The organism is Polynucleobacter sphagniphilus, from assembly GCF_001953355.1.
In the GTDB taxonomy this organism is placed as follows: Bacteria; Pseudomonadota; Gammaproteobacteria; order Burkholderiales; family Burkholderiaceae; genus Polynucleobacter; species Polynucleobacter sphagniphilus.
This window is the reverse complement of the sequence record NZ_MPIY01000009.1, coordinates 1-23,591: the sequence shown is the minus strand read 5'-3', so window position 1 is coordinate 23,591 and position 23,591 is coordinate 1. Positions and strand designations below refer to the sequence as shown.

At 44.1% G+C, this 23,591-nt stretch carries 18 protein-coding genes and 1 pseudogene; 11 read left to right on the top strand and 8 right to left on the bottom strand.

Annotation, left to right across the window (positions count from 1 at the left end; genetic code table 11):
* From BOQ04_RS08290 to xth, 8 genes and pseudogenes are all read left to right on the top strand, one after another.
* A pseudogene (locus BOQ04_RS08290) lies at positions 1-194 on the top strand (polysaccharide deacetylase family protein); the annotation flags it as partial.
* Between the two features lie 3 nt (positions 195-197).
* Positions 198-1,208, top strand: coding sequence for a sterol desaturase family protein (locus BOQ04_RS08285; protein WP_076024287.1), 1,011 nt, complete (start codon positions 198-200; stop codon positions 1,206-1,208).
* Positions 1,208-2,065, top strand: coding sequence for an EI24 domain-containing protein (locus BOQ04_RS08280; RefSeq protein WP_076024286.1), 858 nt, complete (start codon positions 1,208-1,210; stop codon positions 2,063-2,065). Before BOQ04_RS08285 ends, BOQ04_RS08280 begins: the two co-directional genes overlap by 1 nt.
* Positions 2,066-2,070: 5 nt before the next feature.
* The gene (locus BOQ04_RS08275) at positions 2,071-2,925 is read left to right on the top strand and encodes a competence/damage-inducible protein A (protein WP_083657564.1); all 855 of its coding nucleotides are present in this window, start codon (positions 2,071-2,073) and stop codon (positions 2,923-2,925) included.
* A gap of 201 nt (positions 2,926-3,126) precedes the next feature.
* Positions 3,127-4,542, top strand: a complete 1,416-nt coding sequence (gene glnA, locus BOQ04_RS08270) for a type I glutamate--ammonia ligase (RefSeq protein WP_076024285.1) — start codon at positions 3,127-3,129, stop codon at positions 4,540-4,542.
* A gap of 26 nt (positions 4,543-4,568) precedes the next feature.
* The gene (glnL, locus tag BOQ04_RS08265) at positions 4,569-5,690 is read left to right on the top strand and encodes a nitrogen regulation protein NR(II) (protein WP_076024284.1); all 1,122 of its coding nucleotides are present in this window, start codon (positions 4,569-4,571) and stop codon (positions 5,688-5,690) included.
* Complete coding sequence (gene ntrC, locus BOQ04_RS08260; RefSeq protein WP_076024283.1) at positions 5,687-7,138, top strand: nitrogen regulation protein NR(I); 1,452 nt, start codon at positions 5,687-5,689, stop codon at positions 7,136-7,138. The genes glnL and ntrC overlap by 4 nt, the downstream gene beginning before the upstream one ends.
* The gene (gene xth, locus BOQ04_RS08255) at positions 7,131-7,979 is read left to right on the top strand and encodes an exodeoxyribonuclease III (RefSeq protein ID WP_076024282.1); all 849 of its coding nucleotides are present in this window, start codon (positions 7,131-7,133) and stop codon (positions 7,977-7,979) included. The genes ntrC and xth overlap by 8 nt, the downstream gene beginning before the upstream one ends.
* A 1-nt stretch (position 7,980) precedes the next feature.
* On the opposite strand, the gene BOQ04_RS08250 is transcribed toward xth, so the two are convergent.
* From BOQ04_RS08250 to BOQ04_RS08235, 4 genes are all read right to left on the bottom strand, one after another.
* Positions 7,981-10,119, bottom strand: a complete 2,139-nt coding sequence (locus tag BOQ04_RS08250) for a M3 family metallopeptidase (protein ID WP_076024281.1) — start codon at positions 10,117-10,119, stop codon at positions 7,981-7,983.
* Between the two features lie 65 nt (positions 10,120-10,184).
* Complete coding sequence (folD, locus tag BOQ04_RS08245) at positions 10,185-11,039, bottom strand: bifunctional methylenetetrahydrofolate dehydrogenase/methenyltetrahydrofolate cyclohydrolase FolD (RefSeq protein ID WP_076024280.1); 855 nt, start codon at positions 11,037-11,039, stop codon at positions 10,185-10,187.
* A 14-nt stretch (positions 11,040-11,053) separates the two neighbouring features.
* The gene (locus tag BOQ04_RS08240; RefSeq protein ID WP_076024279.1) at positions 11,054-11,701 is read right to left on the bottom strand and encodes a response regulator transcription factor; all 648 of its coding nucleotides are present in this window, start codon (positions 11,699-11,701) and stop codon (positions 11,054-11,056) included.
* A gap of 34 nt (positions 11,702-11,735) precedes the next feature.
* A complete protein-coding gene (locus BOQ04_RS08235; protein WP_076024278.1) occupies positions 11,736-14,258 on the bottom strand; it encodes a PAS domain-containing sensor histidine kinase in 2,523 nt (840 codons plus the stop codon).
* A 199-nt stretch (positions 14,259-14,457) separates the two neighbouring features.
* Here BOQ04_RS08235 and aceE point away from each other — a divergent pair, with 199 nt between their 5' ends.
* From aceE to lpdA, 3 genes are read left to right on the top strand one after another with little or no spacing between them, the layout of a single operon-like run.
* On the top strand, positions 14,458-17,154 hold the full coding sequence (aceE, locus tag BOQ04_RS08230; protein ID WP_076024277.1) for a pyruvate dehydrogenase (acetyl-transferring), homodimeric type: 2,697 nt from the start codon (positions 14,458-14,460) through the stop codon (positions 17,152-17,154).
* 15 nt (positions 17,155-17,169) lie between these two features.
* Positions 17,170-18,480, top strand: a complete 1,311-nt coding sequence (aceF, locus tag BOQ04_RS08225) for a dihydrolipoyllysine-residue acetyltransferase (RefSeq protein WP_076024276.1) — start codon at positions 17,170-17,172, stop codon at positions 18,478-18,480.
* 9 nt (positions 18,481-18,489) lie between these two features.
* Positions 18,490-20,277 carry a dihydrolipoyl dehydrogenase gene (lpdA, locus tag BOQ04_RS08220; RefSeq protein ID WP_076024275.1) on the top strand — a complete coding sequence of 596 codons (1,788 nt, stop codon included), beginning with the start codon at positions 18,490-18,492 and terminating at the stop codon, positions 20,275-20,277.
* Positions 20,278-20,325: 48 nt separating this feature from the next.
* Here lpdA and BOQ04_RS08215 read toward each other — a convergent pair whose 3' ends face one another.
* The 4 genes from BOQ04_RS08215 to BOQ04_RS08200 all read right to left on the bottom strand — a co-directional run.
* Positions 20,326-20,862 (bottom strand): ion channel, encoded by a 537-nt coding sequence (locus BOQ04_RS08215; RefSeq protein WP_083657563.1) that lies wholly within the window; start codon positions 20,860-20,862, stop codon positions 20,326-20,328.
* Positions 20,863-20,943: 81 nt separating this feature from the next.
* On the bottom strand, positions 20,944-21,618 hold the full coding sequence (locus BOQ04_RS08210) for an ankyrin repeat domain-containing protein (RefSeq protein ID WP_076024274.1): 675 nt from the start codon (positions 21,616-21,618) through the stop codon (positions 20,944-20,946).
* Between the two features lie 20 nt (positions 21,619-21,638).
* Positions 21,639-22,427 carry a TatD family hydrolase gene (locus BOQ04_RS08205; RefSeq protein WP_076024273.1) on the bottom strand — a complete coding sequence of 263 codons (789 nt, stop codon included), beginning with the start codon at positions 22,425-22,427 and terminating at the stop codon, positions 21,639-21,641.
* Between the two features lie 11 nt (positions 22,428-22,438).
* The coding region (locus tag BOQ04_RS08200; protein WP_342418069.1) for a hypothetical protein at positions 22,439-23,591 on the bottom strand (1,153 nt) is incomplete at its 5' end.

Below are 23,591 nucleotides of genomic sequence, written 5' to 3'. Positions count from 1 at the left end.
ATCCCAATGCGCTCTTGTTAGAAAAGGCAAGTAGGGAAATACAAGATGGCGACATCACCATGGCTCATTTAGGCATTTGGTCAAGAAAGGACCCTTGGGCTCCTGAAGTGCTTGAGCCACTCATTGTGAATCTGAAAAGCCGTGGCTTTTGTTTTGCCACTTTACCAAAGACTGGCACCCCTGAAGCCCACTAATTTATGACTTTAAATACAGTCTCCTCGTTTTTTGGTCTACTCTATGGAAGTATTCAGGAGTTTATTTTTACCAATCTCGCTGGACCTATTTTGTATCGTCTTGACTTAATGAGCTGGGCAGAAGATGTATATGACGGCATTGACTGGTTTTTATTTGGCTGTATCCAAATTTTATTGATTGTTTTGGTTCTCAGAACATGGGAGCGTCTACAACCAGCAGAAAGCCAGGCGAGATTTTCTAAGGCCAGCATATCCGATGTTATCTACACACTTTTTCATCGTCTTGGCATATTTCACGGTTTAATATTTATATGTCTATCGGGCTTCTTTTTTGAATTAGATTCTTTCTTGCATGATTTCCGCTTTGATAGACTTAATGTTGAGGGATGGTGGCCTGGAATCACCTCCGTTCCTTGGATTAGCTTTTTAATCTATCTCATCCTGCTCGATTTTGTTGATTATATTTATCACCGAGCATCACATCATTTCAATTGGTGGTGGCAGCTGCATGCATTGCACCATAGTCAAAGGGTAATGACGGCCTGGTCAGATAATCGCAATCACATTCTTGATGATATTTTACGTGCGCTTGTTTTTGCTTTCTTTGCGCTTTTAATCGGCGTCACACCGAGTCAGTTTATATTTCTGGTCGTTCTTAGCCAGTTTATCCAAAGCTGGCAGCATGCCAATATTCGAGTCGATCTGGGATGGGCCAAATATTTCCTCGTCTCCCCAATCTTTCATCGAATGCATCATGCTGTAGGTTATGGATATGAAGCTGCTGGTAAACCGGGAGTCCTCGGAGGATGTAATTTTGGTGTTTTATTTCCCTGGTGGGATATGATTTTTAGCACAGCAATTTTTACTACAGAGGCTTGCCCTACTGGGGTTGAAGATCTGCAGCTTTCCGACAATCTTCTGCTCCAGCAATGGCAGACTCTCTGTAATGCCATGCAAAAATTAAAGAACTCCCCAGTCTTTAGTTATAGCAAAGATCATGAAATATCTAAGTGATGAAAAGTTTTAATCGACTTATCAAATCTTTTGGCTTGGCCCTCATCGGCATGATGAGTCCTCGCATAATTTGGCTCAGTTTTAGACCCTTTATTATTGTTTCAATTGCTTGGGGGTGTTTAATCTGGCTTTGTTGGTCTCCCGCATTAGAGATCCTCAGTGCATTTCTCACCAATTCTCTATTTTCTGGTTGGATACAGGAAGGGTTAATTTGGACGGGATTTGATCAGGCACGGGCCTGGATAGCCCCTTTATTTTTTGTCATGCTCATAATTCCTTTGATAGCGATTAGCTTATTAGTCCTTATCGCATTTACAACAGCCCCCTCAATTATCCGAATGATTACGCGCCAAGCAGCATATAGTGATCTTGCATATCTTCATGGCGGCAACCTGATCCACGGTATTTTGTATGCCGTTTGGTCTACATGCATTTGCATTATTGTTACTTTGGTGACTTTGCCTGTGTGGTGGTTGCCACCCTTGGTCGCTGTATTGCCTCCATTGTTATGGGGCTGGCTCACTATGCGATTGATGTCTTATGACGTTCTCGCAAGCCATGCCAGTAAGAATGAACGAGATTTATTGCTACTTCAATACCGTTGGCCATTGCTCTTTATTGGGGTTGCTAGTGGCATGTTGAGTGCTATTCCCACATTCTTCTGGGCTACGTCTGCTTTCGCTTTGATCCTGTTTCCAGTGTTTAGTTTTATGGCACTTTGGATTTACTCTTTGATATTTGTTTTTTCTGCGCTTTGGTTTGCGCACTTCCTATTAGATAGCCTCAAAGAAATGCGTAATGAAAACTTGGATCGCTCTTTGAGAGCTAATATTGGAGTTATTGATGCGGAGCTTTGAAAATAATGAATGATGGAATTAAAAAAGTGATGGTCGATAAAGCAGTCAAGCCTTCGAGACGCTTTGGACTATTTGTGATCGGCGATGAAATTTTATCTGGCCGTCGTCAAGATAAACATCTCAGTAAATTAATCGAACTTTTAAGTGAGCGGGGATTAAATTTATCTTGGGCAAAATACCTTGCAGATGATCCTGAGCAAATTACAAAATCACTTAAGGATAGTTTCTTAAGTGGTGATGTGGTTTTTAGTACGGGTGGCATTGGGGCCACTCCAGATGATCACACACGTCAATGCGCTGCTTTGGCTTTGGGGACAAAGACTGAATTGCATCCAAGCGCTCAAGAATTAATTGCAGGGCGTATCCAATCTATGGCTGAAGGCGATCCCATAAAAGCGGATCTTTCTACTCCTGAAAATCAGCATCGATTCAAAATGGGGGAGTTCCCCCGGGGTAGCGATATCATCCCCAATCCATACAATCAGATCCCTGGATTTAGTATTCGGGAGCACTACTTTTTACCAGGATTCCCTGTGATGGCGGCTCCGATGATGTCCTGGTGTCTCGATACCTATTACAAGGATTTATTTCATCAAGTAAGCTGGGTAGAAAAAAGCTTTATTGTTCCCGAAGGCATTGAGTCAACCCTTACGCCCCTCATGGAGCGAATTGAGACCAATTATCCGGGTATTAAGGTATTTAGCCTACCTTCGGTCGGTGATTCTTCTAAACACGGGGTATACGCTCAACGACATATTGAACTCGGTATCAAAGGTGAAGAAAACCTGATCCCAAGCGCGTGGAATGCCCTTAGGGATGGCACCCAAGCTTTGGGCTATGAAATTCATGATATTGAATAGTAATTTGCACTAATTTAGTGCTTATATTGATTTTAGCTATCAAAATTCAAATATTAAGCACTTATATAGTGCAATAATAGAATTTCAGTTGGTTTATTTCAGTAAATTAGTAACATAGATTTGGCATGTTGAATGCCTGGAATAAACGAGAGTGATTACCTTGCTTTTGAATTCCAAATTTAGTTAACAGAGGAGATGTGCATGACGAAAACCGTCGCTGATGTAATGAAGTTAGTTAAAGAAAAAGAATGTACTTTTGTTGATTTTCGCTTTGTAGATACAAAGGGTAAAGAGCAACACACTACAGTACCTATTTCCGCGTTTGACGAAGATAAGTTTGAAAGCGGTCATGCATTTGACGGTTCTTCTATCGCTGGATGGAAGGGCATTGAAGCCTCCGATATGCTTTTGATGCCTGATCCAACTGCTTGCTATATCGACCCATTCTATGAAGAGCCAACCCTTGTAATTACATGTGATGTTATCGAGCCATCCGATGGTAAGGGTTACGATCGCGACCCACGTTCTATTGCAAAACGTGCTGAGAACTATCTCAAAAGTACCGGTCTAGGTGATGCTGCTTATTTTGGTCCAGAGCCTGAATTCTTTATTTTTGATGGCGTCCGTTGGGGTGCTGATATGCAGGGTTGCTTTGTTAAGGTTGATTCCGAAGAGGCTCCATGGTCTTCCGCTGCCGAAATTGAAGGTGGCAATACTGGTCATCGTCCTGGTAAAAAGGGTGGTTATTTCCCAGTTGCTCCCGTTGATACATTCCAAGACATGCGCTCTGAAATGTGTTTGATTCTTGAATCATTGGGCATTCCAGTTGAAGTGCATCACCATGAAGTTGCTGGTCAAGGTCAGAATGAATTGGGTACTAAATTTAGCACGCTAGTTGAGCGTGCTGACTGGACCATTTGGCAAAAATATGTGATCCAGAACGTTGCGCATGCTTATGGCAAAACCGCGACATTTATGCCTAAGCCAATCGTAGGTGATAACGGCTCCGGTATGCACGTTCACCAATCTGTGTGGAAGAACGGTGAGAACTTGTTTGCAGGTAACGGCTATGCAGGCCTATCAGAATTTGCTCTCTATTACATTGGCGGCATCATCAAGCATGCAAAAGCACTGAACGCCATCACCAATCCAGGCACAAACTCTTACAAGCGTTTAGTTCCAGGTTTTGAGGCACCGGTGAAGTTAGCTTACTCCGCACGCAATCGTTCGGCTTCAATTCGTATTCCTCACGTTTCTAGCCCCAAGGGTCGTCGTATTGAAACTCGTTTCCCAGATCCATTGGCTAATCCATACTTGTGCTTTGCTGCGCTATTAATGGCTGGTTTAGATGGTGTTCAAAACAAAATTCACCCTGGCGAAGCTGCGGATAAGAATTTGTATGACTTACCACCAGAAGAAGATGCAAAGATCCCAACTGTTTGCCATAGTTTGGATCAAGCTTTAGAGGCCTTGGATAAAGATCGCGAGTTCTTGACCCGTGGTGGTGTATTTACAGATTCAATGATTGATGCGTATATTGCATTGAAGATGGAAGATGTCACACGTTTCCGTATGACCACTCATCCAGTTGAATTTGATATGTACTACTCTCTATAAGCAAGGGTGTGAATTTGAGCGCGAGCATGTTGCGCAGTTCGCTCAGGGGAGCAGCTTCGGCTGCTCCTTTTTTTCCGATATTTCTGGATCAGCTGCCCAATGCGGTTTTGATTTTCGAGGCCGAAAGTCGTCAAGTGATCTATGTTAATCCTGCGGCAGAATCTGCTTTAGAGATTTCACGCAAATCCCTTGAGGGTCAAACTATAGGTACTGTGTTTGAAGATAACGCAGTACTTAATCATATGATCAATGAAGTGATGATGAGTCCATCGCTACTGCAGCGTCAAGAAATTTCCTTACATTCGTTACCAGGCAGTATTCATCATGAATCTGGACCGGCACATGTTGTTATTAATGCTTTAGATGATCCGAGCTTAATATTGATGGAGTGGTTCCCAATTGATCAACAATTGCGTAGTGAGAGAGATGAACGCGTTACACAGCAAGTGGAGGCAAACAAGCAATTAATGCGCAATTTAGCGCATGAGATTAAAAATCCCTTGGGTGGTATACGTGGTGCAGCCCAACTTCTTGAGTTTGAATTGGAAGAAAAGGGTTTGCGTGAATACACTCAAGTGATCATTAAAGAATCTGATCGTTTGCAAAACTTAGTCGATCGACTACTGGCGCCACATCGTAAGGCGCATGTAATGCAAATGTTCAATATTCACGAAGCTTTGGAACGGGTGCGTAGCTTGGTTTTGGCCGAGTTTCCCAAAGGCCTGACGATCGATCGTAATTACGATACAAGTTTTCCGGACATCTTGGGTGATAGGGAGCAACTGATTCAGGCGGTACTCAATATTGCACACAATGCAGCACAAGCCTTATCAGAAGAAATCAGAACGGGCATCGCCAGAATTGAATTCAAAACCCGAGTTGCACGCTCGGTAACAATTTCCAAGCAGCGCTACAAGCTAGCTATAGATTTGCATATTATCGATAACGGCCCCGGCATTCCGGAAGACATCAGAGAGCGAATCTTTTTTCCTCTGGTTTCTGGACGGGAGGGTGGCAGTGGGCTTGGCCTGACCCTAGCCCAGACTTTTATTCAACAACACCAGGGCTTCATTAGCTGTGAAAGCAGACCCGGTTGTACCGATTTTCATATACAAATCCCATATCGTAAGGTGGAGAAGATAGCATGAAACCAATTTGGATTGTGGACGACGATAAGTCAATACGTTGGGTATTGGAAAAGGCGCTCGAGAGGGAAAATATTCCCCATCGAAGCTTTTCTAGTCCAAACGATGTATTGAATGCCTTGGAAAAGGAGGTTCCTCAGGTATTGATATCCGATATCAGGATGCCTCGTGGCAATGGCCTGGATCTGCTGCAAACCATTAACGCTAGTCACCCTCAGATTCCAGTCATTATCATGACTGCCTATTCAGATTTAGATTCAGCCGTATCGTCGTTTCAAGGTGGGGCCTTTGAATATATTACCAAGCCATTCGATATTGATAAAGCAATTGAGCTCATTAGACGTGCTGTTGAATTTAGTTCAAGCGCTCAAGGAAATGCTAAGGAGCTCACTGCTTGGAGGCAAGAATCTACTGAGATTATTGGGCAATCACCAGCGATGCAGGAAATATTCCGTGCAATAGGGCGCCTGGCACAATCACATGCAACCGTACTGATTACCGGTGAATCAGGTACTGGTAAAGAGTTGGTTGCTCAGGCGCTTCACAAGCATAGTCCCAGAGCAAAGGGGCCATTTATTTCTTTTAGCACTGCTGCAGTACCAAAAGAGTTGTTGGAATCTGAATTATTTGGCCATGAGCGCGGTGCATTTCCTGGTGCGCTCACGTTAAGAAGAGGGCGTTTTGAGAAGGCTGATGGCGGCACCTTATTTTTAGATGAAATTAGCGATATGCCCTTTGAGCTGCAAACCCGTCTTTTGAGGGCATTAACTGATGGCCATTTTTATCGTATTGGTTGCCAGGACCCCATTAAGGCCAATGTTCGGATCATTGCATCCACACATCAGAATTTAGAGGCACGTGTTGCTGCGGGCTTATTCCGGGAAGATTTACTGCATCGTTTAAATTTAATTCGTCTACGTATGCCACCGTTAAGAGAGCGCTCTGAGGATATTCCTGTATTGGCAAGACATTTCATGTTGAGTTGCGCCAAATCCTTAGGTGTTGAGCCCAAAAAGCTTTCTGACGAGGTATTGAAAGAAATTAGGGGCATGCCATTTACTGGCAATGTACGCCAACTAGAAAATTTGTGCCATTGGTTAACGGTAATGTCTCCATCCAACCTGATTGGTATTGGAGATTTGCCTGGCAATATCGCTTCTGATTCTGCTGCGCAACCATTCCTTACTCAAGGAGACCCTTTAAATAATGGCTCAATTGCAACCCGTCCAAACACACAAGACTGGGAAGGTGGCTTGGGCCGACTTGCAGTCAAAATGCTCGAAGATGGTGAAACCAATGTTTATGATGCCTTATGTTCTCGTTTTGAAAAAGCCGTTTTACAGGCTGCCTTGGAGGTAACCCGCGGACGACGTGTTGAGGCTGCACAGCGCTTGGGTATCGGGCGCAATACCATTACACGTAAATTGCAAGAATTGGGTATCGATGACTGAGGCGTCGGTACGTATTGCTGCTTGGAATGTGAATTCGCTTAAGGTAAGACTGCCTCAAGTGCTGCGCTGGTTACAAGAGCAAGAAAAAGCAAATAAGCCAATCGATGCGCTTTGCCTGCAGGAATTAAAGTTGACTGATGACAAATACCCTCATCAAGCACTAGAAGAGGCGGGTTATTACAGTCTAGCCGCTGGGCAAAAGACGTACAACGGGGTGGCCATCATCTTACGCAAGGCCTCCTTAGCATCAATGTCATCCGATCTGGAAACTGCTTTCTTGAAGCCGGTACGTAATATTCCTGGTTTTAGTGATGAGCAACAACGAATATTGGCGGCTACTGTTTGCTTTAAAGGTATGTCACCCATTCGTATTATCAGCGCCTATTTTCCCAATGGTCAGTCACCTGATAGCGATAAATTCGCCTATAAACTCGATTGGTTAGAGCAATTACAAAGTTGGCTTGAAGCTGAATTAATTACCTATCCAAGACTAGCATTGTTGGGTGATTTTAATATTGCCCCCACAGATGCTGATGTACATGATCCAAAAGCTTGGGAGGGTCAAAATTTAGTATCACCGCAAGAACGAGCTGCATTTGTTGGTCTAACAAAATTAGGCTTGTGTGATTCATTTCGACTCTTTGATCAACCTCCCAAAACCTATAGCTGGTGGGATTACCGCATGATGGGTTTTAGACGCAATGCAGGCATGCGAATAGACCACATCCTCTTAAGTGATGTATTAAAGGATAAATGCATCCAAAGTACTGTAGATAAAGAGCCGCGCACCTGGGAGCAGCCATCCGACCACGCCCCAGTAATTGCTCAAATCACTGCCTAGGTTAAGCAAGACCCCCATGACGTAAAAGGGGCTCAATAGATGGCTCTCTACCCCTAAAAGCCATAAATGATTCTGCAGCAGGTCGACTTCCACCAACTTCCAAAATTGCTTTTTTATACCGCAATCCTGTGGCTTTATCCAAGACGGTGCCAGTTAATTTAGCTGCCTCCTCAAATGCTGAATATGCATCAGCAGAAAGAACTTCAGCCCACTTGTAGCTATAGTAGCCTGCGGCATAGCCACCAGAAAATATATGAGTGAAGGTATTTATCCAGCGAGAGATCTCGGCTTGGGGAACAACGTTATATTCGTCCGCAATTATTCGAGAAAGTTCTAGAGCAGACTGACCAGGCACATTTTTATCATTCAATCTGGAATGCAAGCGCCAATCTGTTAGAGACATTACTATCTGGCGCAAAGTCATATAGCCATTTTGAAAATTTCGAGCCAAGATCATTTTTTCAAATAGCTCTCTCGGTAATGGTTTTCCAGTCTCGATATGAGCGGTGATTTTTTCTAGAACCTCCCATTCCCAACAGAAATTTTCCATAAATTGGCTTGGTAACTCCACTGCATCCCACTCAACTCCATTGATGCCAGATACGCCTAGGGATCCCACTTGTGTAAGCAGGTGATGTAAACCATGACCACTTTCATGGAAGAGGGTAATCACGTCATCATGGGTGATAGTAGGTTGACGTAAAACACCATCGACTTTAACTGGCGGAGCAAAGTTACAGACTAGGTAAGCGACCGGTACTTGGATTTCTCCATTGGGTAATTCCCGACGCCCACGAGCATCATCCATCCAGGCGCCGCCACGTTTACCTGGACGCGCATAGGGATCAAGATAAAAGTAAGCAACAATATCATTCGTGGCATTTTTTACAGCGAAAGACTCCACATCAGTATGCCAAGTTGGTAAGTTGGTCGACTCTATCTTTACATCAAATAGTGTTTGGATTACATGAAACAATCCATCTAACACCTTGGGTAGTGGAAAGTATTGCTTAAGTTCATTTTCTGAGAATGCATAACGGGCTTGTTTTAATCTTTCCGAGGCAAATGCAATATCCCAAGGCTGAAGCCCATCTATTAAGTGCAATTCTGATTTAGCATATTCACAAAGTTCTTGCCAGTCCTTTTCTGCAAAGGGTTTAGCCTTTTTTGCAAAGTCACATAGGAAAAGATCAACTTCATCAACACTCTTAGCCATTTTTGGCGCTAGGCTTAAAGCAGCATAGTTTTCAAAGCCAAGCATTTTGGCTTCTTCATGACGAAGATGTAATTGATCAGATATATTGTTGGTGTTATCCCAGTCTAATTTACCATTGCCGTAGTGTGGGGCTAATTCAGAGGCGCGAGTAACGTATGCATCGTACATGAGTTGACGTAATTTCCGATTCTCGGAATATTGCATGACAGGGTAGTAAGAAGGGAAGTGGAGGGTAAAGGCCCAGCCATTCAGTCCTTTCTGTTTTGCGGTATCAGCTGCAGCAACGATGACATCTTCTGGTAAGCCAGCAAGCTCGCTTTGATAGCTTATTGCATGGACAAAAGCATCTGTAGCGTCAAGAACATGATCGGAAAATGCTTTTCCTAGAATGGCTTGCTCATCCTGGATTTGTCCAAAGCGTGTTTTTTCAGAATCGCTAAGCTCGGCACCACCCATTCGAAAATCTCTTAGGGAGTTCTCAATTACCCTTTTCTGGGCAACATTAAGTTTTCGAAAATCAGCACTTTTATGTAAATCTTTATACTTCTCATAGAGCCCTAAGTTTTGTCCAAGGCTGGAAAAGAATGCGGTAACTTCTGGCAGCATTTCTCCGTAGGCACTACGTAATGCTGGTGTATCAACAACGCTATTGAGGTGAGAAATTACCCCCCAGGATCTCCCTAAATACTCTGATGCATCCTCTAGTGGTTCAACTAATTGCTCCCAAGTCGATGCTGTTTCTGGATTGGTGGCGACTTCAACGGCTTCTTGAGCTTGTTTAAGAAGATACTTTATAGCAGGTGCGATATGGTCTGGCTGGATATTGGAATAGGCTGGGATTCCTCGGCCAAAGCTCAGAAGCGGGTTATTTTGCAACGAGGAAGGTAATTCAAAAGGCTGGGTTTGTGGGAATGTTCTAGTCATCCCTCTAGCTTAACGGACTGCGAATAATTTTGCCAAGAAAGCACTCATTTTTGACTGAGGCTTAACTAATGCTTTGCTGCCTTTTCAGCTGCTTCTAAGGTATTCATGAGCAACATTGTGATGGTCATTGGCCCAACACCACCAGGGACTGGAGTGATCCAGCCGGCAATGTATTTAGCAGTATCAAAATCAATGTCGCCACAGAGTTTTCCGTCTGGCAGGCGATTGATGCCAACATCGATTACTACGGCGCCAGTTTTTACCATATCTCCAGTAATCATCTTTGGCTTGCCGGTAGCAACAACCAGAATATCAGCCTCTTTAGTGTGATGTGCAAGATCGCGAGTCTTGCTATTACAAATCGTCACAGTTGCACCAGCCTGAAGTAATAACAGGGCCATTGGTTTACCAACAATATTGGAGGCGCCGACAACGACAGCTTTAGCACCTCTGATTGGATAATCAATACTTTCCAGAATTTTCATACATCCATAGGGGGTGCAAGGTATAAATTCAGGCTGTCCAACCATGAGAGCCCCTGCATTGGCCACATGAAAGCCATCGACGTCCTTGGATGGAGCAATTGCTTCGAGTACCCGTTCTGAGGCAATATGTTCTGGCAGGGGGAGTTGTACCAAGATTCCATGAATCGAAGGGTCTGCATTTAAGGTGGCGATCCTTGCTAATAACTCATCTTCACCCAACTCGGCAGAGTAGCTTTCAAGAACCGAATGAAATCCAACCTCTTCACAGGCTTTGACTTTATTGCGCACGTAAACTTGACTGGCGGGATTGTCGCCAACCACAATGACCGCTAGACCAGGCCTAACACCCTTAGCAGTAGCTATTGCACTACGAGCAGCGATCTCTGCGCGAATTTTTTTAGAAAGAGCATTCCCATCCAGTAACTGTGCTGGCATATAAAACTCCAGTATTAATTTGGCTGTGGATCTGAGAGAGCCAGTCGCAATAAATCGGCCACGGTATTTACGTTTAACTTTTCCATAATGTTTGCACGGTGTGCCTCAACAGTTTTAATGGAAATACCTAGGTCATCGGCTATTTGCTTATTCAAACGGCCAGCAACAATACGCTCTAGAACTTGACGCTCACGTCCAGTTAACTTACTCAATAGGCTCTGGGTAATTTTGCGATTGCTTGCTTGCGAGTAATCAACGCGTGCCTTGGCTAGCATCCGGTCTACTAGACCACATAGATCATTTTCTTTAAAAGGTTTTTCAATGAAATCCACTGCGCCACGTTTCATTGTAGACACGGCCATAGAAACATCGCCGTGACCTGTAATAAAGGCCACAGGCATTGGAAAATTCTCGCTCAACAAGCGCTCCTGAAGTTCCAAACCAGACATTCCAGGCATGCGCACATCCAAAATCGCACAAGAGATCGTGGACTTATCGGTACTTTGAAGAGATTGCAAAAAACGTTCGGCACTAGCGTGGCAACGCACAACGTAGCCATTGCTCTCCAACAACCAAGTGAGGGAATCTCGAACCGCCTCATCATCATCGACTACATAAACGACTTCAGCCTGGGTGGTCTTTGCTGGGCTACTTAAGGTCATATTGATTCTCGCGAGTTAAGTCTTAATAAATCGATCATGCACTTCCTGAAATATCAAGAGATTCCAAGGGTAGAAGTATTGTAAAGGTACATCCACTTAATTTTGTATGTTCTGGATCCATTATATTTTTGGCCCAGAGGCGTCCCTGGTGAGACTCAATAATGGATCGGCAAATATTGAGTCCCATACCCATACCATCTGATTTGGTGCTAAAAAACGGCTCAAACATCCTCTCAACCACAGCTTCAGCGATCCCCGATCCAGAATCCGTTACCTCAATCCGAATCATGGCTGGAAATGCACTGGTATCTAAATTAGCAGAGATTTTTACAGGAGGAGCAGACCAGCGAGAAGACAATGGGTAAGCCTCCCGCATGCTATCCAAACCATTTTTAAGTAGATTTACCAACACCTGCAAAATAAGTACTGGATCCAGGTCAACATCAGGAAGATTGTCTTCTATGGAAGACGCAATGCTGAGTCGATGGCGATGTGCCTCGATTTCGACCAAACCTACCGCGTCGTTGATGATTTCTCCAATATTGCAAGATTTGCGTTGCGGCTCACTTCTTTTTACAAAACCCCTAATTCTTTGAATAATAGTGCCTGCCCTGAGTGCTTGCGCAGAAGCTTTCTCCAAAGCGGGCTGTATTTCATTATTGAGGTCTGGATCAATTTGACCTTTTAGTCGTTTGGAAACTCCCATGCAATAGTTGGAGATCGCGGATAGGGGTTGATTTAATTCATGCGCCAAAGAAGATGCCATTTCACCCATAGTAGTGAGACGACTTGTGAATTGCATTTTTTCTTCCTGCTGCCTTGATAATTCATCCGCATCTTTGCGAATGGTAATGTCTGTAGCAATGAGTAATTGAGCCATATGTCCATCAACCCAGGGAACAAATCGCCTGCGCACTTCATACCATTTTCTTGTGGGCTCACTAATTAGGATCTCTTCAGATTCTGATTCTTGGTAAAGAGAGGAGGGTGGAATACCGGGGTTGGCATCATTTGAATCTTCTGCTATCTGACTCATGGTGTTATGTACAACCTCACCACCAGCTAGATCAAAATGTCCCTTTGAATTGTCTCCAAAGCGCTCACGATAAAAGCGATTGGCAAATAGAAGCTCGCCAGTATCAATTGAAACCACTGAAACGGCCGCTTCCAGGCCTTCTAAAACAGTAACGAAACGATCTTGTGATGCGGCCAATTCCTCTCGAATCTTTTTAGGCTCCGAGATATCAATCAACGAAGTTACCCAACCTGTTTGAATGCCTTTTTCATCAATCAAAGGCGCAACAAAGGTACGCGTTTGAATCTGTGCACCATCTTTTCTAAGAATGATCCCTTCTATGCCTCTTTTCCCCTGTAGCCCCAAATTAGATTGCAGCGCACGGTTCCAGTTATCCGTAATTTGAGTAAGGCGATCCTGGGGCCAAAATGGAAAAGGAGGTTTTAGACCAATCAGCTCCTCATGTCGCCAACCAGTCATTTCGCAAAAGGCACGATTGACATAGGTAATATTTTTTTCCATATCGTGCGCACGAATTCCAACAGGAGTTGAATTTTCCATTGCATTGCGAAAATTAGTCTCACTTCGTAAATCAGCCTCCACTTTTTGCCTGACTTGCATTTGTTTCAATACAGACCATAAGCTCCAAATGACAAAAGCGCTCAACCCAAGCACAACCCCAATTAACATTCTAAAGGTCAGATTGGTAGGAGGGGGATATGTATCAATGCGTAAAGTTAAATTGGGGCTCAATACTCCCATATCTAAATTAGTCTGATTACTTAACGCTCTTTTAGGGGTATTTTTATCTGATGAGATAGCAATTACTTTTTCATTGTCGGCAAGTAAAGTAAAGCGATATAGGGATTTAAGTTCAGCAGGTATGACATCAAGCAGTCCTTGAGCTGAATACAGTACAGCCAAGGTGCCTGCACTCTCGCCTGCCAAAGAGGCGGGAATGGCTTGCCAAAATACATTATTCCTTTCTCTTGAATTCACCCCATCAATGGGGTGGCTCAAAAATATAAATTGACTATATGCTGGACGATTTGTTGCTTTACTTAAGTCGATTGCCTTATTTAATTCTTGAGTAATGGTTGGCGCGCTACCAAGTTGGTTCAGCAACTCATTTTTACCGCTAGAGTGCGGCAGAGACCATTGGCGAACTTTGTTTTCGTTCAGCCAAATGACTTGAATAATTTCATGGTTTGAATTTAGAAAACTTTCAACTTGAACAAAGGTCTCTTTTTTTAATTTTTCTGACTCATCATTTTTTGCACTTTCACGCGCAATCGAGATCAGAGTTTCAGTGTTGTTTGCAAATCGGAGTTGAATGCGCTGTTTGGCAAAAGACAATTCTCTAAATAGGGCAGATTCTTGCTGACTTCTTTCTTGTAATTGCAATGTCCCCAAAATAATGCCCATCACGGCAGTAAAAAGAATAATTGCGATTAATGGGGTGTAGACGAGTTTGAACCCCCGAATTTTTCGGAGCCACTTAAATGGGCCCAATTTCTTGATTGATACGGCTATTAATTTCATTTTTATTTATTGATTTTGCCTTATTGAGCCATTAATCATGTAATTTCGACTGCTGATAGCAGATTGCAGCGCAACATAATTCCACATAATGAAAAATATTATCATTATGTGGAAAATTTCTTGTTAACACCAATTTACCTTTATAGAATCATCAATATAAATTACTGAATAACCATATAAGTAAACCATGGAGGCAGTTATGGCAGCAGTTCCAGAGCAAATTTTAGGCAAAAATCACGGTTCAGATTCTGACCCAGGCGAAACGCAGGAGTGGTTACAAGCCTTGGATGGCGTTATTCGCAATGAGGGAGTGGAGCGCGCTGCTTATTTAATCGATCAACAAATCTCGCATGCACGCATCAATGGTGTTAATCAGCCATTTCACGCCGAAACCCCTTATATCAACACCATCCCAGTAGAGCAGCAGGCGCGCCTACCTGGAGATCAAAATGTAGAGCATCGCATACGATCCTACACACGCTGGAATGCAATGGCGATGGTTCTTCGCGCGAACAAAGATACAAACGTTGGTGGTCATATTTCCTCGTTTCAATCTGCGGCCACTTTATACGATGTTGGCTTCAACCATTTTTGGCATGCTCCATCACCAGATCATGGGGGTGATCTTATATTCGTTCAAGGCCATTCTGCTCCCGGCGTTTACGCGCGCGCGTTTATGCTCGGCCGGTTAGCTGAAGAGCAATTAAATAATTTCCGTCAAGAAGTTGGTGGTAAAGGGGTTTCAAGCTATCCGCATCCTTGGCTAATGCCAGATTTTTGGCAGTTCCCCACAGTCTCTATGGGCCTTGGGCCGATCATGGCTATTTATCAAGCTCGTTTTATGCGCTATATGGAAGACCGTGGGTTTATCAATGCCGGCGATCGCAAAGTTTGGGCCTTTTTGGGTGATGGTGAAACCGATGAGCCTGAATCACTTGGCGCGATCGGGATGGCGGGTCGTGAAAAGCTAGATAACCTTATTTTTGTTATCAACTGTAATTTGCAAAGACTAGATGGCCCGGTACGCGGCAATGGAAAAATTATTCAAGAGCTCGAGAGTGAATTTCGCGGGGCTGGATGGAATGTTATTAAGGTAGTTTGGGGCGGCCAGTGGGATGCATTATTTGCTCGCGATAAGAAGGGCATTTTGATGCAACGCCTCGGCGAAATTGTCGACGGCGAATACCAAACCATGAAGGCAAAGAATGGTGCCTACGTTCGAGAGCTTGTATTCAATACTCCTGAGCTCAAGGCTTTGGTCAGTGACTGGAGTGATGACGAAATCTGGCAACTAAATCGTGGTGGCCATGATCCGCACAAGGTCTACGCTGCTTTCCACGCTGCTACACACCACAAAAATCAACCTTCAGTCATCCTGGCGCACACTATTAAAGGTTATGGCATGGGCGGGTCTGGAGAGGCAATGAATATTGCTCACCAGGCTAAAAAAATGAATGCGGACGATGTCAGACGTTTCCGTGACCGCTTTGAAATCCCGGTTAAAGATGATCAGTTAGAAGAAATGCCCTTGGTTAACTTTGCTCAGGGTAGTCCTGAACTTGAGTATATGAAAGCCCGTCGTCAAGAACTGGGCGGTTATCTTCCACAGCGCCGCATGAAGGCTGAAAGTCTTCCTGTTCCTGCATTAGATGTGTTTGCTCCGCTATTAGAGGCCACTACCGAGGGCCGCGAGATTTCCACAACGATGGCTTTTGTACGCATGCTCAACACTATCGTGCGTGACAAAGTATTGGGCAAACGAGTGGTCCCAATCGTGCCCGATGAATCACGTACCTTTGGTATGGAGGGTATGTTTAGGCAGCTAGGAATATGGAACCAATTAGGGCAACTTTACACACCAGAAGATCATGATCAACTGATGTTCTATAAGGAAGATAAGCACGGTCAGATTCTTCAAGAGGGCATTAATGAAGCGGGCGGTATGTGCGACTGGATTGCTGCTGCCACAGCGTATTCAACGCATGGCGTTCCTATGTTGCCGTTTTATATTTTCTATTCAATGTTTGGTTTCCAACGTATTGGTGATTTAGCTTGGGCTGCTGGCGATATGCGTAGCCGTGGATTTTTGCTAGGCGGTACTGCAGGCAGAACCACCCTCAATGGTGAAGGACTTCAACACGAAGACGGACACAGTCAAGTATGGAGTTCGGCTGTGCCAAATTGCATCAGCTATGACCCAACTTTTTCTTTTGAGGTTGCTGTAGTAATTCAAGATGGTATGCGACGCATGCTACAGGAGCAAGAAGACGTTTATTACTACATTACTTTAATGAATGAAAACTACTCACATCCAGCAATGCCAAAGGGTGCTGAGCACGACATTATTAAAGGTATGTATAAGTTGAACTCAGTTGGAGATTCGAATTCAAAACTCCGAGTTCAACTTTTGGGTTCTGGCACGATCTTCCGTGAGGTTATTGAAGCTGCTGATATTTTAAATAAAGACTGGGGAGTCTCTTCAGATCTATGGGGTTGCCCAAGCTTTACAGAGCTTGGTCGAGACTGGAATGCGGTTCATCGCAATAATCTTTTGAACCCAACATCTGAGCCAAGTTTGTCTCATGTAGAAAAGTGTTTGGGAACTACTACAGGCCCTGTCATTGCAGCAACGGATTACGTACGTTTATTTGCAGAACAGATTCGCCCAGCAATCCAACATCTCGGACGTCGCTATGAAGTCTTGGGTACCGATGGCTTTGGACGTTCTGATACGCGCGAGAAGTTACGTGACTTCTTTGAGGTAGATCGTCATTGGATAGTTTTGACCGCTTTGAGATCGTTGGTAGATTCAGGGCAAATTGATCGTCAGAAGTTAGCTGATGCCATTAAAAAGTACGGCATTGATACAAGTAAACCAAACCCAATGACGGTTTGATAAGAGAGCCTAATAATGAGCCAAACAATTGAAATCAAAGTTCCTGACATTGGGGACTATAAGGACGTGCCCGTCATCGAGGTATTAGTTAAGGCGGGTGACCAAGTTGAAAAAGAGCAATCTATTGTTGTGTTGGAGTCTGATAAGGCAACAATGGATGTACCTTCAAGTCATTCGGGCAAAGTAAAAGAAGTCAAAGTTAAAGTAGGGGACTCTCTTTCGGAAGGCTCTGTAGTCATTTTATTGGAACAGGGTGAAGTTGCCGCTAGTGCAGAACCATCTTCAAAACAATCTGCCGTATCAGCTCCAGCCCCAGCACCGGAGCCAAAGCAAACGCCACCAGCTGAGCTGCCAATCAAAATGGCTCCACCACCCCCAGTTACCAACACACCTCCGCCTGTTGATGATGGTGTTAGTCATGCCAGCCCATCTGTCCGTAAATTTGCAAGAGAGCTTGGTGTAACTATTTCACAAGTTAAGGGAACTGGGCCTAAAAATCGCATTACACAAGATGACGTTCAAGCATTTGTGAAGACAGCAATGAGTTCTGGCGGCGCTACTAATGGCGCAGCATCTGGCGGAAGCTTAGGGGGATTAAATCTTATTCCCTGGCCTAAAGTTGATTTCACCAAATTTGGTGAAGTTGAGCGCCTACCCCTCAATCGCATTAAAAAACTGACTGCTGCCAATTTGGGTCGTAACTGGGTCATGATTCCCGCCGTTACTTATCATGAAGATGCTGACATCACTGATTTAGAAACCTTTCGCGTTCTTACCAATAAAGAAAATGAAAAGCAGGGCATTAAGATTACCATGCTCGCCTTCATTATGAAAGCTGCGGTAGCTGCTCTAAAGAAATATCCTGAATTCAATAGCTCATTAGATGGCGATGATTTGGTGCTTAAAAAGTATTTCAACATCGGTTTTGCTGCAGATACACCAAGTGGTCTAGTGGTTCCAGTCATTCGTGATGTAGATAAAAAGGGAATCTTTGAACTGGTAAAAGAAACCTCTGAACTTGCGGCACTGGCTCGTGATGGCAAGCTCAAGCCAGATCAAATGCAAGGCGCTAGCTTTACGATTTCTTCATTAGGCGGAATAGGGGGCACTTATTTCGCTCCGATTGTTAACGCGCCTGAAGTGGCTATCCTTGGAGTGAGTAAAGCAGCGATGAAGCCAATATGGGATGGGAAGCAATTTGTCCCACGCTTGATTTGCCCTCTCTCATTAACAGCTGATCATCGCGTGATTGATGGCGCGCTTGCAACTCGCTTTAATGTCTATATTGCACAACTCTTGTCCGACTTCCGTCGCGCAAGTCTGTAAGGAGAATTTATGTCTAAGCAGATAATCCTTGTGCCAGATATTGGTGATTATGCAGATGTACCGGTTATTGAAGTTTTAGTAAAAGTTGGCGATACCATTGAAAAAGAACAGCCTTTGCTTGTTCTGGAGTCTGATAAGGCAACCATGGAGGTTCCAGCCGATGCTGCTGGAACCATTACCGCCATATCTATCAAGGTAGGCGATAAGGTTAGCAAAGGAATGGCTATAGCCGAGCTAGAAATGAACTCCGCGATTGCATCTGAAGCTAAGCCCGCTCCAGTACCTACCCCTGCTACCCAAGTTACTCAATCCATTGTTGCCCCTATCCCTTCACCAGTGGCAGGAAGTTACCAAGGTAAAGTTGACCACGAGTGCGAGATGCTCGTTCTTGGTGCCGGCCCCGGGGGTTACAGTGCTGCATTTCGCAGTGCTGATTTGGGGGTGAATACCATATTGGTTGAACGCTATGCAACCTTAGGCGGCGTTTGCCTGAATGTTGGCTGCATTCCTTCCAAAGCCTTATTGCACACCACCTCAGTCATGGATGAAGTAAAGACCATGGAAAAGCATGGTATTTCTTTTGGTGCACCTACTATTGATATTGATCAATTACGCGGATATAAAAATTCTGTGATTGCCAAGCTCACAGGTGGCTTGGCCGGTATGGCAAAAGCGCGAAAAGTGAAGGTTGTTCGTGGCTTGGGTCGTTTTCTTGATGCGCACCATGTAGAAGTTCACCTTACCTCGGGCGATGGCCAAGATCTTACCGATCAGAAAGAAGTGATTCGTTTTCAGAAAGCAATCATTGCTGCCGGAAGTCAGCCTGTGAAGTTGCCGTTTCTTCCCGATGATCCGCGTATTGTTGACAGCACCGGTGCATTGTTACTAAAGAGCATCCCAAAGCGGATGCTAGTCATTGGTGGTGGCATCATTGGCCTTGAGATGGCAACCGTCTACAGCACCCTAGGGTCAAAGATTGATATTGCTGAAATGATGGATGGTCTAATGGCCGGAGCTGATCGGGATTTAGAGCGAGTCTGGGAAAAATTTAATGCTGGTCGTTTTGAGAAAATCATGCTTAAGACTCGCGCAACCAAAGCGGAGATTAAGTCTGATGGAATTCAAGTCAGTTTTGAAGGTGAAAATGCCCCTGCAGAAGCTCAGACCTATGATTTAGTGTTGGTGGCAGTAGGGCGCACACCAAATGGGAAGAAGATAGATGCCACTGCTGCAGGTGTTCTAGTTGACGATCGCGGCTTTATTCCTGTTGATAAGCAAATGCGAACAAACGTTGAGACAATTTATGCCATAGGCGATATTGTTGGTCAGCCAATGCTGGCGCATAAGGCGGTTCATGAGGGCCATGTAGCGGCAGAAGCAGCAGCAGGGCATAAATCCTATTTCGATGCCAAACAAATTCCATCCGTTGCCTATACAGATCCCGAAGTTGCATGGGCTGGATTAACAGAAGAACAGTGTAAAGCCCAAGGAATTGCCTATGAGAAGGGTCTATTTCCCTGGGCTGCTAGCGGTAGAGCAATAGCTAACGGCAGGGATGAAGGGTTTACTAAGCTGCTTTTTGATGCCAATACACATCGCATCATTGGCGGCGGCATTGTGGGTACACATGCTGGCGATCTCATAGGCGAGGTTTGTCTTGCTATTGAAATGGGTGCAGATGCGGTTGATATTGGTAAAACCATTCACCCTCATCCAACGCTAGGCGAGTCTGTTGGCTTAGCAGCAGAGGCCGCCCATGGTCACTGTACTGATTTGCCGCCAGTTAAAAAGAAATAACGCAATGCAGTTCAAATAAGCCCCGATTTATCTCGGGGCTTATTTATTTTAGGCGGATGGATTATTTTTGCTTGAAGGTCGGTTGATCAATGCGCCCATCATTGAGTACATTGCAGCGCCAGACATGGATACCGCAAAGATCCCAGAGAATGAAATAATGATTGGTAAAATTTTCCATTTCTCGGCAAGGTTCCAATCACCATACCCAACAGTTGTATACATTTCACCAGCAAAATAAAAGGTTTGTGGGTTGGTTGGGAATACCTTAAGTGCAACACAGACATAAGACCATCCTATGATTTCAAGCAGGTGCGTTCCAATAATCAGCAAAATGGCAAAAAAATAAGATAAAAAATTAGCCCCATAAACGCGTTTATTTTTTAATCGTTGATCAAGCTCATGAAAAGCGGCTGCAATTGCCAGTACGGCAACACCATGGAGGGTCAACATTAAGCAAGCAAGTATGACGATTCCCCAGATATCGGTACTTCCCATGTCAGCACTTATTTCACGGAAAAGAGTTGTAAAGCTGGGGAGGTCAGCAAAGATGTTTATGAAATTGAGTATCGAGAAGCTTGATTGCATAGATGTTTATTCGTAGCTTTATAGATTCAATATCTTATTTGACATAATAATGATTATACGCAGATATATAAAGTATATTTATCACTTGGATGATTTTGGGCCGCCTGGATATGGCTCCTTATAGAGCTTTTGCCAGCGTGACATTAAACCAATCTTGATATCTGTTTTATCAAATAAGTCAGCAACGTCGATTGCGGAAAATCCGGCTGTATTACGAATCTTTAAATCAGCGCCGTTATCCAAAAGCAACTTAACAAGGACTTCATTGCCTGATTGAACTGCCATCATTAATGGCGTTGTATGGCTAGGACTTAGTGCATTTACAACTGCGCCATTAGCAATTAGAAATTGAGCAACTGCTAGATTGCCTCTGGTTGCAGCGTAATGTAATGGTGTCCAGCCGACTGGGTTAATATTCGCCTTTTTCTGAAGAATCAGGGTTTTAACCACCCCAAGATCGCCATTAATAGAGGCAATCATGAGCGGAGTTTCCCCATTTTTATTCTGTAAATCGACATCGATTGTATTATTGCTCAGAAGGAAATCAATCACTTTGTATGATTTATCGTTAATAGCAACAATTAGCATTGGATTGCCTTTTGGATCCAGGGTGTTGGGGCTAATACCCTTGGCCACCAGTGATTTCACCTCGGATATGTCATCAAATTTTGCAGCTTTAGTAAAGTCAGCAATCTCGCTCGCTGTTTGTGCATAAGATGCGCCATTAAGACAAATGCTGGCGGTAAAAAAGACCATTAAATATTTATTGTAAGTTCTCACAATATTGACCTATCTATTTGAAAACATTCAAAAAAATTCTTACTAGTTTGGGCACCCACCAGATCAAGAGACTCCCCCCTTAGATTGGCAATAAATTCACCTACTTTAGATACCCAGGCTGGTTCATTTGTCTTACCGCGATAAGGAATTGGGGCTAAATACGGGGAATCAGTCTCAATCAACATTCGATCTAAGGGGATGGCCTTACAGGTCTCCTGAAGTTCTCTGGCGCTTTTAAAGGTCACGATACCTGAAAAGGAAATGTAGAAACCTAGATCAATAGCTGCACGAGCTACCTCTAGGCTCTCGGTGAAACAATGCATGACCCCGCCTATTTGATCCGCGCCCTCTTCCTTCAGAATTCTGAGCGTGTCATCGGAAGCCGAACGCGTGTGAATGATGAGGGGCTTCTTGGATGCCAAGGCGGCACGTATATGGGTGCGGAAGCGATCTCGCTGCCATTCCATGGATTCATAGTTTCTGTCACCCATTCGATAGTAGTCCAAGCCCGTTTCCCCGATTGCAATGATTTTGGGGTCTTTGGCAGCGCTAACTAAAAAATCTACAGTTGGTTCTGGCGTATCTTCGTAATCAGGGTGCACGCCCACAGAGGCATATAGATGAGGATGTTCTTGGGCTAATTTCAACACATTAGGAAAGTCAGGTAAATCTACAGAGACACAGAGTGCATGAGTGACTTTAGCGGTCACCATATTGGCCAAAACCTCTGGCAATCGAGATTGGTATTCAGGGAAATCAAGGTGGCAATGGGAGTCAATGAACATAACTGACTATTTTAATCCTCGAAAACTTGCTGATATTGGGAAAGTAAGGATTCAAGTTGTATGCGAATGGCGAGTGGGTGGTTTTCATTCCTGCGCATTTGTATAAGCGATTTCCAGAATTTAAACAATTTAAGAGGCCTGGCTTGTTGAGCCAATTTAGACAAGGTGGTCGCATGGTTGGGATAGTAGCGTGGCTGAGCCTGCTGAGTGACTGTTTGCAAATCAGATACCCAGCGTTGCATAGTTGCAAGCAGGACCGCGAATCGCGCCTTCTGTATTTTTTCAGCAGCATCAAGCCAGTTCATTCTATGTCCTTGAGACAATGATTCCAGCAAGTAGCGCGCTGCTTGGATTGAAATGCTTAACTCATCCTTTTCATCTTTATTGTGACGCGCAATGAGGGACTCCAATACTGCATAAGGCGCACCACCCTGCTCATCGTAAATAGATTCAATATCAGAATCACTCATTCTAAATTGAGAGATACGCAATAATTGCTCTCGTATCCAAGCCAAACCCAAAGCCCTCTCGGGTCTTGGAGCGGCAACCAACCTGCAACGTGAACGAATGGTGGGAAGCACTCGATCAAGTCGATCAGCGAGCAAAATAAAAATAGTATTTGCGGGAGGCTCTTCTAGTGACTTCAATAAAGTGTTTGCAGAATCAGGCCTTAGCATTTCTAGTGGATAAATTAGGATGACACGATTTCCACCTCGATGAGAACCAATGGATAAACTTTCTATGGCGCTACGAGTCTCTTCAATGGAGATATTCTTCTTTTCCTTTTTTTCTGTTGCGTCACCATCATCATCGCGGGTTGATTTAGTTTTTTTGGAAGGCTCAGAATCGATATCAAAATTACCTTGAGGTAAATATTTACGATGCGTTTCTGGGGTAAGCGCAATGAAATCAGGGTGATTGCCAGAATCAAACCAATGACAGGCCTCACATTGATTGCAGGGCCTATTCTGAGAATCTGGAGATTCGCATAGAAGCGCTTTTGATAGCGAGATAGCGAATTCAAACTTGCCCATTCCTGATTGACCATGCAACAGCATCGCATTAGGAAAGGAATGGAAATCCAGGCTATCCCAGACAGCGTGAAGCCAAGGTGCTATCGCTTGAGGTCTCATGCAGGGTTGATCTCGATTGCCTTCAAGAGAT

Coding starts and splice junctions, on each gene's coding strand:
- BOQ04_RS08285 (WP_076024287.1), top strand. CDS start 198: ATGACTTTAAATACAGTCTCCTCGTTTTTTGGTCTACTCTATGGAAGT.
- BOQ04_RS08280 (WP_076024286.1), top strand. CDS start 1,208: ATGAAAAGTTTTAATCGACTTATCAAATCTTTTGGCTTGGCCCTCATC.
- BOQ04_RS08275 (WP_083657564.1), top strand. CDS start 2,071: ATGAATGATGGAATTAAAAAAGTGATGGTCGATAAAGCAGTCAAGCCT.
- glnA (WP_076024285.1), top strand. CDS start 3,127: ATGACGAAAACCGTCGCTGATGTAATGAAGTTAGTTAAAGAAAAAGAA.
- glnL (WP_076024284.1), top strand. CDS start 4,569: ATGTTGCGCAGTTCGCTCAGGGGAGCAGCTTCGGCTGCTCCTTTTTTT.
- ntrC (WP_076024283.1), top strand. CDS start 5,687: ATGAAACCAATTTGGATTGTGGACGACGATAAGTCAATACGTTGGGTA.
- xth (WP_076024282.1), top strand. CDS start 7,131: ATGACTGAGGCGTCGGTACGTATTGCTGCTTGGAATGTGAATTCGCTT.
- BOQ04_RS08250 (WP_076024281.1), bottom strand. CDS start 10,119: ATGACTAGAACATTCCCACAAACCCAGCCTTTTGAATTACCTTCCTCG.
- folD (WP_076024280.1), bottom strand. CDS start 11,039: ATGCCAGCACAGTTACTGGATGGGAATGCTCTTTCTAAAAAAATTCGC.
- BOQ04_RS08240 (WP_076024279.1), bottom strand. CDS start 11,701: ATGACCTTAAGTAGCCCAGCAAAGACCACCCAGGCTGAAGTCGTTTAT.
- BOQ04_RS08235 (WP_076024278.1), bottom strand. CDS start 14,258: ATGAAATTAATAGCCGTATCAATCAAGAAATTGGGCCCATTTAAGTGG.
- aceE (WP_076024277.1), top strand. CDS start 14,458: ATGGCAGCAGTTCCAGAGCAAATTTTAGGCAAAAATCACGGTTCAGAT.
- aceF (WP_076024276.1), top strand. CDS start 17,170: ATGAGCCAAACAATTGAAATCAAAGTTCCTGACATTGGGGACTATAAG.
- lpdA (WP_076024275.1), top strand. CDS start 18,490: ATGTCTAAGCAGATAATCCTTGTGCCAGATATTGGTGATTATGCAGAT.
- BOQ04_RS08215 (WP_083657563.1), bottom strand. CDS start 20,862: ATGCAATCAAGCTTCTCGATACTCAATTTCATAAACATCTTTGCTGAC.
- BOQ04_RS08210 (WP_076024274.1), bottom strand. CDS start 21,618: ATGGTCTTTTTTACCGCCAGCATTTGTCTTAATGGCGCATCTTATGCA.
- BOQ04_RS08205 (WP_076024273.1), bottom strand. CDS start 22,427: ATGTTCATTGACTCCCATTGCCACCTTGATTTCCCTGAATACCAATCT.